This window comes from Pseudomonas sp. B2021 (assembly GCF_018135665.1).
Classification (GTDB): Bacteria; Pseudomonadota; Gammaproteobacteria; order Pseudomonadales; family Pseudomonadaceae; genus Aquipseudomonas; species Aquipseudomonas lactis.
Genome location: NZ_SMOF01000001.1, coordinates 5568582 through 5583482 on the forward strand (window position 1 = coordinate 5568582; position 14901 = coordinate 5583482).

The 14901-nt window shown below is 60.1% G+C and carries 15 protein-coding genes; 6 read left to right on the plus strand and 9 right to left on the minus strand.

Annotation, left to right across the window (positions count from 1 at the left end):
* Positions 1-22 precede the first annotated feature (22 nt).
* The 5 genes from pqqA (at position 23) to pqqE (ending at position 3239) form a co-directional block, all read left to right on the plus strand.
* Positions 23-97, plus strand: a complete 75-nt coding sequence (gene pqqA, locus E1K68_RS25195) for a pyrroloquinoline quinone precursor peptide PqqA (RefSeq protein WP_003194766.1) — start codon at positions 23-25, stop codon at positions 95-97.
* 71 nt (positions 98-168) lie between these two features.
* Positions 169-1080 (plus strand): pyrroloquinoline quinone biosynthesis protein PqqB, encoded by a 912-nt coding sequence (pqqB, locus tag E1K68_RS25200; protein WP_003194767.1) that lies wholly within the window; start codon positions 169-171, stop codon positions 1078-1080.
* A gap of 11 nt (positions 1081-1091) precedes the next feature.
* Positions 1092-1844, plus strand: coding sequence for a pyrroloquinoline-quinone synthase PqqC (gene pqqC, locus E1K68_RS25205; RefSeq protein ID WP_003194770.1), 753 nt, complete (start codon positions 1092-1094; stop codon positions 1842-1844).
* On the plus strand, positions 1841-2116 hold the full coding sequence (gene pqqD / locus E1K68_RS25210) for a pyrroloquinoline quinone biosynthesis peptide chaperone PqqD (protein WP_003194772.1): 276 nt from the start codon (positions 1841-1843) through the stop codon (positions 2114-2116). The genes pqqC and pqqD overlap by 4 nt, the downstream gene beginning before the upstream one ends.
* Positions 2088-3239 (plus strand): pyrroloquinoline quinone biosynthesis protein PqqE, encoded by a 1152-nt coding sequence (gene pqqE, locus E1K68_RS25215; protein ID WP_181004902.1) that lies wholly within the window; start codon positions 2088-2090, stop codon positions 3237-3239. The genes pqqD and pqqE overlap by 29 nt, the downstream gene beginning before the upstream one ends.
* 5 nt (positions 3240-3244) lie before the next feature.
* Here the strand turns inward: pqqE and E1K68_RS25220 are convergent, their stop codons facing one another.
* The 4 genes from E1K68_RS25220 to E1K68_RS25235 form a co-directional block, all read right to left on the minus strand.
* Complete coding sequence (locus E1K68_RS25220) at positions 3245-3403, minus strand: YqaE/Pmp3 family membrane protein (RefSeq protein WP_003194776.1); 159 nt, start codon at positions 3401-3403, stop codon at positions 3245-3247.
* Between the two features lie 93 nt (positions 3404-3496).
* The gene (locus E1K68_RS25225) at positions 3497-3814 is read right to left on the minus strand and encodes a DNA-binding transcriptional regulator (protein ID WP_034133912.1); all 318 of its coding nucleotides are present in this window, start codon (positions 3812-3814) and stop codon (positions 3497-3499) included.
* The gene (locus E1K68_RS25230) at positions 3798-4163 is read right to left on the minus strand and encodes a type II toxin-antitoxin system RelE/ParE family toxin (RefSeq protein WP_212614787.1); all 366 of its coding nucleotides are present in this window, start codon (positions 4161-4163) and stop codon (positions 3798-3800) included. The genes E1K68_RS25225 and E1K68_RS25230 overlap by 17 nt, the downstream gene beginning before the upstream one ends.
* A 225-nt stretch (positions 4164-4388) precedes the next feature.
* Positions 4389-5651 carry an aminotransferase class III-fold pyridoxal phosphate-dependent enzyme gene (locus E1K68_RS25235; protein ID WP_212614788.1) on the minus strand — a complete coding sequence of 421 codons (1263 nt, stop codon included), beginning with the start codon at positions 5649-5651 and terminating at the stop codon, positions 4389-4391.
* A gap of 209 nt (positions 5652-5860) precedes the next feature.
* Here E1K68_RS25235 and E1K68_RS25240 point away from each other — a divergent pair, with 209 nt between their 5' ends.
* Positions 5861-6760, plus strand: coding sequence for a LysR family transcriptional regulator (locus E1K68_RS25240; protein WP_003194779.1), 900 nt, complete (start codon positions 5861-5863; stop codon positions 6758-6760).
* 226 nt (positions 6761-6986) lie between these two features.
* On the opposite strand, the gene E1K68_RS25245 is transcribed toward E1K68_RS25240, so the two are convergent.
* The 5 genes from E1K68_RS25245 to E1K68_RS25265 form a co-directional block, all read right to left on the minus strand.
* Positions 6987-8765 (minus strand): acyl-CoA dehydrogenase C-terminal domain-containing protein, encoded by a 1779-nt coding sequence (locus E1K68_RS25245; RefSeq protein WP_212614789.1) that lies wholly within the window; start codon positions 8763-8765, stop codon positions 6987-6989.
* 248 nt (positions 8766-9013) lie between these two features.
* Positions 9014-10783: an acyl-CoA dehydrogenase C-terminal domain-containing protein gene (locus tag E1K68_RS25250; RefSeq protein WP_212614790.1), complete on the minus strand. Its 1770-nt coding sequence runs from the start codon at positions 10781-10783 to the stop codon at positions 9014-9016.
* Positions 10784-10873: 90 nt separating this feature from the next.
* A complete protein-coding gene (locus E1K68_RS25255; RefSeq protein WP_212614791.1) occupies positions 10874-12163 on the minus strand; it encodes a GGDEF domain-containing protein in 1290 nt (429 codons plus the stop codon).
* A gap of 318 nt (positions 12164-12481) precedes the next feature.
* The gene (locus E1K68_RS25260; RefSeq protein WP_003194790.1) at positions 12482-14287 is read right to left on the minus strand and encodes a phenylacyl-CoA dehydrogenase; all 1806 of its coding nucleotides are present in this window, start codon (positions 14285-14287) and stop codon (positions 12482-12484) included.
* A 326-nt stretch (positions 14288-14613) separates the two neighbouring features.
* Positions 14614-14895: a hypothetical protein gene (locus E1K68_RS25265; RefSeq protein ID WP_003194792.1), complete on the minus strand. Its 282-nt coding sequence runs from the start codon at positions 14893-14895 to the stop codon at positions 14614-14616.
* Positions 14896-14901: the final 6 nt, after the last annotated feature.

Consider the following 14901-nt stretch of genomic DNA (forward strand, 5'->3'; position numbering starts at 1 on the left):
ATCCCTTGATAGGAGTAAGAATATGACCTGGTCCAAACCTGCTTACACTGATCTGCGTATCGGTTTCGAAGTCACCATGTACTTCGCCAGCCGTTGATTGGCTGAGTAATACAACGCCTCGGTTCGCCCGGGGCGTTTTTGTTTTGAGCTGTGCTTGAGGGAGCGATCATGTTTGTCCAGATTCTAGGTTCCGCCGCCGGCGGTGGCTTCCCGCAGTGGAACTGCAACTGCGTGAACTGCGCAGGTTTTCGTAATGGCAGCCTGCGGGCCCACGCGCGTACCCAGTCGTCCATCGCGATCTCCGACGATGGCGTGAACTGGGTGCTCTGCAATGCATCGCCGGATATCCGCGCGCAGCTCCAGGGCTTTGCGCCCATGCAACCGGGCCGCGCCCTGCGCGATACCGGCATCAGCGCAATCATCCTGATGGACAGCCAGATCGACCACACCACTGGCCTGCTGAGCCTGCGCGAAGGCTGCCCACACCAGGTGTGGTGCACCGACATGGTCCATGAAGACCTGAGCACCGGCTTCCCATTGTTCACCATGCTGACCCACTGGAACGGTGGCCTGGCCTGGAACCGCATCGAGCTGGACGCCAGCTTCACCATCCCGGCCTGCCCCAACCTGCGCTTCACCCCGCTGCCGTTGCGTAGCGCCGCACCGCCCTATTCGCCACATCGTTTCGACCCGCACCCCGGTGACAACATTGGCCTGATCGTCGAAGACCTGCGCACCGGCGGCAAATTGTTCTACGCCCCGGGCCTGGGCAAGGTCGACGCACCGTTGCTGGAGATCATGGCCGGCAGCGACTGCCTGCTGGTCGACGGCACGATGTGGGACGACGATGAAATGCAGCGCCGTGGCGTCGGCACCCGCACCGGGCGTGAGATGGGCCACCTGGCACAGAACGGCCCCGGCGGCATGCTTGAAGTGCTGGAGCAACTGCCCAAACAGCGCAAAGTGCTTATCCACATCAACAACACCAACCCGATCCTCGATGAAGACTCTCCCGAGCGAGCGGAGCTGATGCGGCGCAATGTCGAAGTGGCTTACGACGGCATGAGCATTGAATTGTAGGAGCATTCGAAATGACCGACACACCGTTGAGCAAGGCGGAGTTCGAAGCCGCCTTGCGCGCCAAGGGCGCCTTCTACCATATCCATCACCCCTATCATGTGGCGATGTACGAAGGCCGCGCCAGCCGTGAGCAGATCCAGGGCTGGGTCGCCAATCGCTTCTACTATCAGGTGAATATCCCGCTGAAAGACGCGGCGATCCTGGCCAACTGCCCAGACCGTGAAATCCGTCGCGAATGGATCCAGCGCCTGCTCGACCACGACGGCGCGCCCGGTGAAGACGGCGGTATCGAAGCCTGGCTGCGCCTGGGCCAGGCTGTGGGCCTGGACCCCGACCAACTGCGCTCCCAAGAGTTGGTGCTGCCCGGCGTACGCTTCGCCGTGGACGCCTATGTCAACTTCGCCCGCCGCGCCAGCTGGCAAGAAGCCGCCAGCAGCTCGTTGACCGAGCTGTTCGCGCCGCAAATCCACCAGTCGCGTCTCGACAGTTGGCCCCAGCATTACCCGTGGATCGACCCGGCCGGTTACGAGTACTTCCGCACACGCCTGGGCCAGGCCCGTCGCGATGTGGAACACGGCTTGGCGATCACCCTGCAGCACTACACCACCCGCGAGGGGCAGGAGCGCATGCTGGAAATTCTCCAGTTCAAACTGGACATCCTGTGGAGCATGCTGGACGCCATGAGCATGGCCTACGAACTCAAACGCCCGCCGTATCACAGCGTCACCGAACAGCGGGTATGGCATAAAGGGATCACCCTATGAGCTTTGATCGCAGTAAAAAACCGACCTGGCGCCAGGGCTATCGCTACCAGTACGAGCCTGCACAAAAAGGCCATGTTCTGCTCTACCCCGAAGGCATGATCAAGCTCAACGATAGCGCCGCATTGATCGGCGGCCTGATCGACGGCGAGCGCGACGTGGCGGCCATCATTGCCGAGCTGGACAAGCAGTTCCCCGGCGTACCGGAGCTGGGTGACGACATCGAGCAATTCATGGAGGTCGCCCGTGCTGAGCACTGGATCACCCTTGCCTGAAAAACCAGCCATCGGCCTGCCTCTGTGGCTGCTGGCCGAGCTGACCTATCGCTGCCCGCTGCAGTGCCCGTATTGCTCCAACCCGCTGGATTTCGCCGAGCAGGGCAAAGAGCTGAGCACCGAACAATGGATCAAGGTATTTCGCGAAGCCCGTGAAATGGGCGCGGCGCAGTTGGGGTTTTCCGGCGGCGAGCCGCTGGTGCGCCAGGACCTGGCCGAACTGATCGGCGAGGCCCGCAAGCTGGGTTTCTACACCAACCTGATCACCTCTGGCATCGGCCTCACCGAACAAAAAATCAGCGACTTCAAGAAAGCCGGCCTGGACCATATCCAGATCAGCTTCCAGGCCAGTGACGAACAGGTGAACAACCTGCTGGCCGGCTCCAAAAAAGCCTTCGCGCAAAAACTGGAAATGGCCCGAGCGGTGAAAGCCCACGGCTACCCGATGGTGCTGAACTTCGTCACCCATCGGCACAATATCGACAAGATCGACCGCATCATCGAACTGTGCATTGCGCTGGAAGCGGACTTCGTCGAACTCGCCACCTGCCAGTTCTACGGCTGGGCACAGCTCAATCGCGTGGGTTTGCTGCCCACCCGCGAGCAGTTGGTGCGCGCCGAACGCATCACCAATGAATACCGCGCCAAGCTGGAAGCCGAAGGCCACCCCTGCAAGCTGATCTTCGTGACACCGGATTATTACGAGGAGCGCCCCAAAGCCTGCATGAACGGCTGGGGCAGCATCTTCCTGACCGTCACGCCTGACGGCACCGCCCTGCCTTGTCACGGCGCAAGGCAGATGCCCGTGCAGTTTCCCAATGTGCGCGACCACAGCATGCAGCACATCTGGTACGACTCGTTTGGCTTCAATCGCTTTCGTGGCTACGACTGGATGCCCGAGCCATGCCGTTCATGCGACGAAAAAGAAAAGGACTTCGGCGGCTGCCGTTGCCAGGCCTTCATGCTCACCGGTGACGCCAGCAATGCCGACCCGGTATGCAGCAAATCCGAGCAGCACGGCATCATCCTTCAGGCGCGGGAAGAGGCCGAACGGGCCACCCAGACCATCGAGCAACTGGCCTTTCGCAATGAGCGCAACTCACGGCTCATTGCAAAAGGCTGAGGGCCTCAACGCTTGGCGATGATGTACACCGCGTGGATGATGCCAGGGAAGTAACCGCACAGGGTCAGCAGGATATTCAGCCAGAAGGCACCGCCGAAACCTACTTGCAGGAACACACCCAATGGCGGCAGCAGAATGGCGATGATGATACGAATGATGTCCATGGGTCAGCTCCAGAAAATCGGCTCGTGTGAGCCGTGTAGCTAATCGACCTTGGCGGTTCGTGAGGGTTCAGTGGATTCTGGCATTGGGCCATCTCAGGCCAGAATCTCCAGCCCATGTTTTTGCACGATGCTCAATAACTTGAGCGCCATGCCACTGGGCCGTTTCTCTCCCGACTCCCATTTTTTGACCGTGGACGCGCTGGTGTTCAGGTAGCGGGCGAATACAGGCTGGCTGACATGGCTGCTTTCCCGTAGTTGCTTGATCTGTTCGGCAGGGATTTGGTCTGGCATGGATAAACATGCCTCATCATATTCTCGCAAAGTGGTTTTGCTGATGGCGCCGACAGCATGAAGCGCTTTGGCTGACTCGTGAATGGACTCAAACGCCTCGCTTTTATACTTCTTCGTCATGATGTATCTCCACAAACTCCTTGAGATCCAGCATTTGCTGAATCTGTGCTTCGTTTAACCTTTCATAAGTTTTGGCCAGTGATCGAAACCAAACAAGTTCGCTCTGCGTAATGTTGCCTTGATCCTTCTTCGCGAACAGCAACTGATAAACCCAATAGTGCCTACCCTTGGCCAATATGATTGAACGATGTCGATTTTGATTGAGGCGTTTTTTCCAGACACCACCGCCCAGATTATCTGCCTGCCCCCTCAGCATTTCGCCAAACGCCTCCCTCAACTCCGAATCGCAGATCCAGGCTTTGTTGGCCGCCTCGGCAAATCGCCGTGTTTTAAACAACCTGAGCTTCATGGAGGTCCCTTCCCAAAAACATACCACCCAGTGGTATAGATTAAAAGTCGAGCACGCTGTGCCCCATCGGCGGTCCTTGCCGACGTCCGCTAAGAAACCACTGTTCCCAGGGAGGCTCAATCAACGTTTTCACACCAGAAATTACCCAGACAAAAAAACGCCCCCAGCCAAAAGAATCAGGCTGGAGGCGCCGCGTATGCCGCGAGACGGTTCAGGAAACTGGGGTCAAACGGCGATGCCCTTGCGGCATTGCACTTGAGCGGTGCGCACCCGAGAAAAGGCGCGGGCAAGCCGCAGCAGCATTTCGTCGATGTGGGTTTTGCTGATGTTCAGCGCAGGGGTAAAGCGCAGGCAGTCAGGTTGTGAGGCGGTGAGAATCAGGCCTTCGTGCAGCGCGGCCTTGACCACTGCTGCGGCGCAATCGTCCGACAGTGTCAAGCCCCAAAGCAGCCCGTTGCCGCGCAAGGGCCCATGGTCGTAACGGTAGGCCAGGCGGGCAAGGCCTTCTGCCAGGTACAAGCCGGATTCGCGCAGATGCTCGAGAAAGCCGTTCGCCAATACAGCGTCGAGTACCGCGATACCCGCAGATGCCATCAGCGCATTGCCATGATGCGTACCGTCCAACTCGCCTGGTTCGAAGCAACAGGCAGTACCACGCGCCAGCAGCGCCGCCAGGGGCACGCCACCGCCCAGGCCTTTGCCCAGGGCAATGATGTCGGCGCGCACGCCGTATTGTTGTTCGGCCAGCAAGCTGCCACAGCGGCCCACACCGGTTTGCACTTCGTCGAAGATCAGCAGGATCCCCAGCTCACGACACAGGCGTTCGACGCCCTTGAGGTAATGTTCGGTCGCGGGGATGACACCGCCGCCGCTTTGTATCGGCTCCAGCATGATAGCGACGGTCTGCGCATCCACCGCTGCATGCAGGGCCGGTAGATCGTTGAACGGCACCTGGCTGAAACCTGGCAACTGCGGTTCGAAACGGTTTTCGCAGGCCACATCCGACGCCGACATCGCCCCCAAGCTACGGCCATGACAGCCGTTGCTTACGGTGATGATGTGGTAAGCGCCCCCGCGATGCAGTTGGCCCCACTTGCGTGCCAACTTGATGGCCGCTTCACAGGCTTCCGCACCGCTGTTGAGCAAGTAGGCCTGGTCGCTGCCGGTGTGGTGGCACAGACGGTCGACGAGGTCCAGTTGCGCGCGGTTGTGCAAGCCCAGGCCGGGGTTGATCACGGTGAGCATCTGTTCGGCAATGGCGTCGCGCACGGCCTGGGGACTGTGGCCCAGGCTGTTGGCGCCGCCGCCTTGACTGAAATCCAGATAGGCGCGGTCGTCAGCGTCCGAAAGCCAGGAGCCGTGCCCCTGCACAAATACGTGGGGCGGGCGCGCCACAGTGGGCATCAGGCACTGGCTGGAAACCTCTGCACGCGGGGCATGCACAACCAGGTCATCCAGACTCGGCGCAGAGCGACGGAACAAGTTCACACTTCACCTCCGTTGGCAACCTGACCTTGGTCGATGCCGCCTGCCAATAAGGCCTTCAGATTTTTTGCGTTGCCTATGTAAACGCTATCAACAAAAACGCTGTTCATTGTCCGATCCGGCCCTGTAAGCCCTGCGAATAGGCGCTAGACTAGGCGCCTCGGGGGCCAGCGGCCATTTCGATTTTCCAGCTTTTTCGATAAGCAAACCTTATGGATTTCAAGCAACTGCGTTATTTCGTCGCGGTGTATGAGGAAGGCCACGTAGGCCGTGCCGCGGAGCGTCTGTCCATCTCCCAGCCAGCGCTGTCGCAACAGATTCGCCAACTGGAACAGAACCTCGACGTCAGCCTGTTCGAACGCAGCAGCAAGCGCCTGTTGCCGACCCTGGCGGCCCACACCTTATACAACCACGCATTGCCGCTGATTGATGGCATGCAGCAAGCCGTGGAGGCGCTGCGCAATTTCAAGGGCCAAGCCATGCGCACCCTGGCCATCGGCGTGCTGCAAACCGTGCACACCAGCCTGGTGCCACAGATGCTTGAGCGCGTGCGCAAAGCCCAGCCCCATCTGGTGGTGCAGATCTACGAGCTGACCGGGCTTGAGATTGAACGGCGGTTGCTCAATGGCTCCCTCGATATCGGCATCAGCTACCTGCCACCCCGTCAACCGGGCCTGCATGGCGTGCTGCTGTATGAAGACGAGTTGAAAGTGGTGATTCCCGAAGACCATCCGTTGCGCGAGTTCAAGAAAGTCTCGCTCAAACAAGCCGCCGAGTTACCGATGTTGCTGTTGGGGGAAGAGTTTCAGGTTCGGCAGATCTGGCAAGGCCAACTGTCCAACCTCGGGCGGCGTCCGCAAGTGCAGGCGGAGCTCAATACCATGGTGGGCATTCTCGACAGCCTGCCTCACACCCGGCTGGCGACGGTGCTGCCTGGGCGCTCCCAGGACGAGCACAACAGCAAGGCACTGCTGTGGAAACCCTTGAGCGAGCCCAGGGTACCGCTGAAAGTCGGGTTGGTATGCCGCGATGTGCAACGCCAGCAGGCGACGGTGGCGTTATTGCGAACCCTGCTGGAAGACGTAATGAATGCCCCGTCGGCAAGCGCCTGACTTTTTCGCGGGCAAAAGAAAACCCCGCCGAAGCGGGGCTTTGCAGACTGTTTCCCTGACATCCATTTCACTCCGCCATCCTGGCAGAATCCTACGTGTCCGTGTTGTTGCTTTGCGCTTCCTGCGCGACGTCCATGTGAAGTAGATTAGCCGTGGATCCAATGTGGCGATAGAGGACGATTAGCAGCACGTCATGTAAGAGAATGCTTACACGCCCTCCGCGCCCTTAAAACAGGGCTTCATCCATCAGGAACAGTGATTCGCTACCGGCTTTTACCGACGCACTCAACGAGTGGATACGCGGCAACAGACGGGCAAAGTAGAAACGCGCAGTCCCCAGTTTGCTGGCGTAGAAATCCTCTTCGCCCTCTTTACCCAACGCCGCCTTGGCCATGCGCGCCCACATATAGGCATAGGCCATGTAGCCGAACGCATGCAGATATTCCACCGAGGCCGCGCCGATTTCATTGGCGTCGCTCTTGGCGCGGTCCAGCACCCAGGCCGTCAGCTCATCCAGGTTATCCACAGCCGCACTCAGCGGCGTGGTGAACTCGGCCAAATCAGGGCCCGATGCGGCGATGAACTGGCGGATCTCATCGGCGAACAAGGTATAGAACGCACCGCCGCTGCCGACGATCTTGCGACCCATCAGGTCCAGGGCCTGAATGCCGTTGGTGCCTTCGTAGATCTGGGTGATGCGCACGTCACGCACCAATTGCTCCTGGCCCCACTCGCGGATGTAACCGTGGCCGCCAAACACCTGCTGGCCAAGCACGGTGGTTTCCAGGCCCAGGTCAGTAAGGAACGCCTTGGCCACCGGCGTCAGCAACGCCACCAGGTTATCGGCACGCTCGCGCGCCTGGGCATCGTCGCTGAACTTGGCGATGTCCAACTGCGTCGCCACGTAGGTGGAGAACGCCCGGCCGCCTTCGTTCGCCGCCTTCATGGTCAGCAACATGCGACGGACATCCGGATGCACGATGATCGGGTCTGCCGGCTTGTCCTTGGCCTGCGCGCCTAGCGGGGAACGGCTCTGCAGACGGTCGCGGGCATATTCAATCGCGTTCTGATAGGACCGCTCACCCGACGCCAGGCCCTGAATGCCAACACCCAGGCGCTCATAGTTCATCATGGTGAACATCGCCGCCAAGCCCCGGTTGGGCTCACCGACCAGGTAACCCACGGCTTCGTCGAAGTTCATCACACAGGTAGCGGAGGCCTGGATGCCCATCTTGTGTTCAATGGAGCCGCAATTCACCGGGTTACGCGCGCCCAGGCTGCCATCGGCATTTACCAGGAACTTCGGTACCAGGAACAGCGAGATGCCCTTGGGCCCGGCCGGTGCGTCCGGCAGTTTGGCCAGCACCAGGTGGATGATATTTTCGGTGAGGTCGTGCTCGCCACCGGTGATGAAGATCTTGGTGCCGCTGACCTTGTAGGAGCCGTCCGCCTGAGGCTCGGCCTTGGTGCGGATCATCCCCAGGTCGGTACCGGCATGGGCTTCCGTCAGGCACATGGAACCGGCCCACTCACCGGAATACATCTTCGGCAGGTAGGTGGCCTTGAGTTCATCACTGGCGTGAGTGTTGATGGAGACACAAGCGCCGGAGGTCAACATCGGGTACAGGCCGAAAGCCAGGCTCGATGAGTTGATCATTTCTTCAACCTGCGCCGACACGGCCTTGGGCATGCCCATGCCGCCGTAGGTCGGGTCGCCGCCCACCCCCACCCAGCCGCCTTCGGCGTAGGTGCTGTAGGCTTGAGGGAAACCGTCGGGCGTCGTGACGGCGCCGTCTGCCCACTGGCAGCCTTGCTCATCGCCGCCGCGGCTGAGTGGGGCAATGGATTTGGCGGTGACCTTGCCGGCCTCCTCCAGGATCGCCTCGACAGTTTCGGCGTCAACGCTGTCTGCCAATGCCGGTAACTGGGCCCAAGTATTAGCGACCTCAAAAACTTCGTTGAGGACGAAGCGCATATCACGCAACGGCGCTTTGTAATCAGCCATGGCAAACCTCGTGAGAACGTGAAAAATGATTCGATAGGATCGGTTTTACAGGCGTCGAGTGTACCCGAACAACTTTTCAGACACATAGGGTCCATTCGTGACCATTAAGTATTTATAAGTCACATACAAACCATTGTGTGGCGGGCTTGCTCGCGAATGCGGCGTGTCAGTCGCTACATCTTTGACTGTACCAGCGCATTCGCGAGCAAGCTCGCTCCCACATTTTGACCCCGAGCAATCAGTGACCTCTACAGTGCAAAGGCCTGCGCCGGTAAGCTCATCAGGCATTCGCTCCCCGCCTCCACCGCAGCACGGTGCATGGCCGTACGCGGCAACAGGCGCTTGAAATAAAAGTCGCAGGTCGCAAGCTTCGCCTGGGCAAACCCTGGGTCATCCTGGGCTTGCGCCGCGATCGCCATGCGCAACCACAGGTAGGCAAGGATGATGTAACCGCTGTACATCAGGTAATCCATGGCCGCCGCGCCCACTTCGTCAGGGTTTTTCATCGCTGCCGTGCCGACCTTCAGGGTCAGTTCGCCCCATTGCTGGTTCAGCTCATTGAGTTGCGCCACATGGGCCTTGAACTGCGCATGCTCGGCATTGGCCGCGCAGAACTTATGCACAATTTTGGTAAACCCACGCAGCAACTTGCCCTGGCTGCCCAATACCTTGCGCCCGAGCAGGTCCAGAGCCTGGATGCCGTTGGTGCCTTCATAGATCGGGGCGATACGTGCGTCACGGGCCAGTTGCTCCATGCCCCACTCACGAATATAGCCATGGCCACCGAATACCTGCATGCCGTGGTTGGTCACCTCCAGGCCGGTTTCGGTCATGAAGGCTTTGCAGATCGGCGTGAGGAAGGCCAACAGGTCCTCGGCTTCCTGGCGTTGGCCGGCGTCGCTGCCCAGGTGCGCGGTGTCGAGCAGTTGCGCGGTGAAATAGGTCAAGGCGCGGTTGCCTTCGTTGAAGGCTTTCATGGTCAGCAACATGCGGCGGACATCGGCGTGCACGATGATCGGGTCGGCGGCTTTCTCCGGGGCCTTGGCACCGGTCAGCGAGCGCATCTGCAAACGGTCATTGGCGTACTTGATCGCGCCCTGGAAGCTCGCCTCGCCGTTGCACAGGCCCTGCATGCCGGTGCCCAGGCGTGCGTGGTTCATCATGGTGAACATGCAGTTGAGGCCCTTGTTCGCCTCGCCAATCAAAAAGCCTTTGGCGCCATCGAAGTTCAGCACGCAGGTGGCCGAAGCCTTGATACCCATCTTGTGTTCGATAGAGCCGCAGTGCACCGCATTGCGCTCGCCGGAGTCGGCATGGAACTTGGGCACGATAAACAATGAGATGCCCTTGGTGCCCGCCGGCGCATCCGGCAGTTTGGCCAGCACCAGGTGGATGATATTGGCGCTCATGTCGTGCTCGCCGGCCGAGATGAAGATCTTGCTGCCGGTGACCGCGTAACTGCCGTCCGCCTGTGGCACGGCGCGGGTCTTGATCAAGCCCAGGTCGGTGCCGCAGTGGGCTTCGGTCAGGCACATGGTGCCGGTCCATTCGCCGGCGGTGAGTTTGCTCAGGTAGGTGGCTTTCTGTTCGTCGGTGCCGTGGGCATGGATGGCCGACATCGCGCCGTGGGTCAGGCCTGGGTACATGCCCCAGGAAGTGTTGCTGGAGCCGATCATCTCGCTCAGCACCAGGCCCAGGGAATGGGGCAGGCCCTGGCCACCGTAGGCCGGGTCTGCCGCCACGCCATGCCAGCCGCCTTCCACATACTGGGCGAAGGCTTGCTTGAAGCCTTTAGGCGTGGTTACCACGCCATTATCGAAATGGCAGCCCTCTTCATCGCCGCTGCGATTGAGCGGCGCGAGTACGTTTTCGCAGAATTTGGCGCCTTCTTCGAGGATCGCACTGACCATGTCCGGGCTGGCATCCGTGGCACCCAGGGCCGCGTAGTGGCCGTGGAAATCGAATACGGTGTCGATCAGAAAGCGCATGTCGCGCAGGGGAGCTTTGTACTCAGGCATGGCAATGTCTCCGGCAGCAGATAGGGTTAACCTACTGCCGGCCATGGCCGTGGACAATCACTGTAGCGCTGCTGAATACAGCGCCATTACTCAACTGGCAGCGCTTTGCATGCGCACCGCGCCACGGCGGGTTTGCCCGGCTGCGACTACACAATTACGCCCCGCCCCCTTGGCGGCGTACAGCGCCTGGTCGGCGGATTTGAGCACCTCGTCGGGGCTGCGCTGCTCGGCCTGGCGCTCGGCCACGCCGATGCTTACCGTCACCGACACACTGGATGCTCCGCTGCCCGCACGGCGTTGGCGGCCTTGATGGTCGTCCTGGGGGCGGTCCGGGTTGCGCAACTTGATGTCGTAGCTGGCGATGATCTCGCGGATCTCCTCCAGGTGCGGCATGCACTCATCCAAGGTCTTGCCGGCAAACACCACGGCAAACTCTTCACCGCCGTAACGGTAGGCCCGCCCACCACCGTTGACCTTGGACAGCTTGCTCGCCACCAGGCGCAGCACCTGGTCGCCGACGTCGTGGCCGTGGGTGTCATTGAAACGCTTGAAGTGATCGACGTCGCTCATCGCCAGCACATAGTTACGCCCCAGCCGCTGCATGCGCTCGTTGAGCGCACGTCGCCCCGGCAAGCCGGTGAGCTCATCACGGAACGCCATCTGATACGCCTCGTGCGCCACCCCCGCAGCGATCATCAACATCACCTGGCTGCACATGATGTTGAGGGTGAACGGCAGGATGAAGGTTTGCGGCAACATCCAGAACATGCCCAGCAACCCCACCAGTTGCGCGGCGTGCAGCGGGCGCGGCTGGTACCAGTATTGGGCGGCCAGGGTGAGAAAACCGATCAGGAACATCGGGTACGAGAGCTGGATCAGGCTCATCCACGCGCCGTGCAGCATCGGCCAGCGAATCTCCGCCAACCAGCCCAGCAAGGCCTGGGGAAAACTCTGCTTCAGGGCCAGCGCCACACTGCCCACCGCCAGCAGCACCGCGCAGCGGGCGACGAAGTCACGGAACAGATGGGTTTTTTCCTGCCACAGCGCATAGATGCTGAACAGCAAGGGCAACAGCAGGCAACACAGGTGGAACACCACCGCAGCGTCTTCACGCACGCGGCCGTTGTCGCGGTAGAAGTCGGTCTGGGTATCCAGCAGGAAATAGGCGACGTACACCGTGACCATCAGGAACAGTTCACGCTGGCGTCGATACACCGCGCAATAGGCGCCGCCAAGCAACAGGACCAGGGTGGGCAACACGTTGAACAGCGAGGTGAAGAAGACGCTGAGGTCCTTGACGTACGCAGCCGAGAGCCCGGCCAGCAACAGCAGCAGCGAAGGGAGAAAATGGCTGAAACGTACAGCGGACACGCGTGACAAGGGTAAAACTCCGACCCGCAAACAAATAATGGCACTGTGCCTCTAAGCGGTCAGTTAAGCACAACTGACCGATCATGTATCACATTGCCATCACTGTAACGGCAGCTCACCGCAATCCCTGAGTGCGTTACTGCGGTTTTTTATGCGCGCCTTCTGTAGGAGCGAGCTTGCTCGCGAAGATCCCATAGGCACCGCGCTTATCCAGAATGCCCGCGTTATCGTTAACGACCTTCGCGAGCAAGCTCGCTCCTACACAAGGGCAAAAAAAACCGCCGCTTCCCGAAGGAGGCGGCGGTTTTTAGAAGAACCGGGTAAGGCTTAGTAAGCCAGACCGAAGTCTTCTTCTTTCATGTCCATCAGGTTGTTGGCGCCCGACAGCATGGTTGCCACGTGGGTGCGGGTACGCGGCAGGATGCGTTGGAAGTAGAAGCGCGCAGTCTGCAATTTCGCGGTGTAGAACGCCTCTTCGCTGGTGCCGGCGGCCAGTTTCTCGGCAGCCAGGCGTGCCATGTCGGCCCAGAAATAAGCCAGGCACGCGTAGCCGGAGTACATCAGGTAGTCCACCGAAGCAGCACCGACTTCTTCACGGTCTTTCATCGCGGCCATACCGACCTTCATGGTCAACTCGCCCCACTCTTTGTTCAATGCCGCCAGCGGTGCCACGAACTCGTTAACCGCTTCGTTGCCTTCGTTGGCCTGGCAGAACTTGTGCACGATCTTGGTGAAGCCCTTGAGCGCTTCGCCTTGGGTCATCAGCACTTTACGGCCGAGCAGGTCCAGCGCCTGGATGCCGGTGGTGCCTTCGTACAGCATCGAAATGCGGCTGTCGCGCACGTTCTGCTCCATGCCCCACTCAGCGATAAAGCCGTGGCCACCGTAGATCTGCACGCCGTGGTTGGCCGATTCAAACCCGACTTCGGTCATGAACGCCTTGGCGATCGGGGTCATGAAGGCCAACAGGGCATCGGCCTGCTTCTTGGCTTCGTCGTCGGTGCCGTACTTGACGATGTCCACTTGCTTGGCGGTGAAGTACACCATTGCACGGTTACCTTCGGCGAAGGCTTTCATGGTCAGCAGCATGCGGCGTACGTCAGGGTGCACGATGATCGGGTCAGCGGCTTTATCCGGTGCTTTCGGGCCGGTCAGGGAGCGCATTTGCAGGCGGTCACGCGCATATTTCAAGCCGCCCTGGAAGCCGATCTCGGCGTGGGCCAGGCCTTGCAGCGCGGTGCCCAGGCGAGCGGTGTTCATAAAGGTGAACATGCAGTTCAGGCCTTTGTTCGCCGGGCCGATCAGGAAACCGGTGGCCGCGTCGAAGTTCATCACGCAGGTGGCGTTGCCGTGGATGCCCATCTTGTGTTCCAGGGAACCACAGGTGACCGCGTTGCGCTCGCCCACCGAACCATCGGCGTTGGGCAGGAACTTGGGCACGATAAACAGCGAGATACCTTTGGTGCCAGCCGGCGCGTCCGGCAGGCGGGCCAGTACGATGTGGACGATGTTGTCGGCCATGTCGTGTTCGCCGGCCGAGATGAAGATCTTGGTACCGGAGACTTTGTAGGAACCGTCAGCCTGAGGCTCGGCCTTGGTGCGCAGCATGCCCAGGTCGGTGCCGCAGTGTGGCTCGGTCAGGCACATGGTGCCGGTCCATTCGCCCGACACCAGCTTGGTCAGGTAAGCGTCTTGCTGCTCGGGGGTGCCGTGCTCGGAAATGGTGTTCATCGCGCCATGGGATAGGCCAGGGTACATGCCCCACGACCAGTTGGCTTCGCCGACCATTTCGCTCACGGCCAGGCCCAGGGATTCCGGCAGGCCTTGGCCACCGTGCTCCACGTCGTGGGCCAGGCTTGGCCAGCCGCCTTCGACGAATTGTTTGTAGGCTTCTTTGAAACCCGCAGGGGTTTTAACGCCTGACTCACTCCAGGTACACCCTTCGATGTCGCCCACGCGGTTCAACGGTGCCAGTACTTGCTCACAGAACTTGGCGCCTTCTTCGAGGATGGCGTCGACCATGTCCGGAGTAGCGTCCTGGCAAGCCGGCAGGCTCTGATAGTGCGCTTCATAACCGAGCAGTTCGTCACGAACGAAGCGAATATCACGCAAGGGGGCCTTGTAGTCAGGCATAGCGATAAACCTCTGCTGATGTATCTGGGATGAACAACCGCGTGGATTTGTTATGGCGGTCAAACAGGTGTTTGAAACATACGTTTACGACCCAGGGTTGTCAAGCGTCGGCCAGATGCCGTTTGTCTTGACGCGGGTCAGCGTCAGGCACGGCGAGGCCTGCGGCGGGATGCCTCATGGATTTAAGGACGAGCAGAATGTCGCAGAACGACTGTGGGAGCTGGCTTGCCTGCGATGCAGGCGCCAGGGTGTATCAGGCAGTACGCGTTGATGCTATCGCAGGCAAGCCAGCTCCCACAGAGAGGAGCGGGCGTGCGATAGATAAGTTAAGCGTAGGTATCGATCAAGGTACCGAGCATTTCATCCGAAGCCTTGGCGACTTTCGCCCCCAGTTCGACTTGAAACTTGCCCTGAGCCATTTCCACCATGTTGCTCGCCGAGTTGGACGCTTGGGCGCGGTCATTGGCTTGCAGACGGTCGCTTTGCGCGGCCGATGGCTGGGTGGTTCCGGCGCTGGCAATCTTGCCGGCCGCCTGGTCGACACGGTTCTGCCCGGTCTGAATAGTGCTCAGGCCCGAATAAAACGCGCTGCTTCCAGAGATGTCCATGGCGTA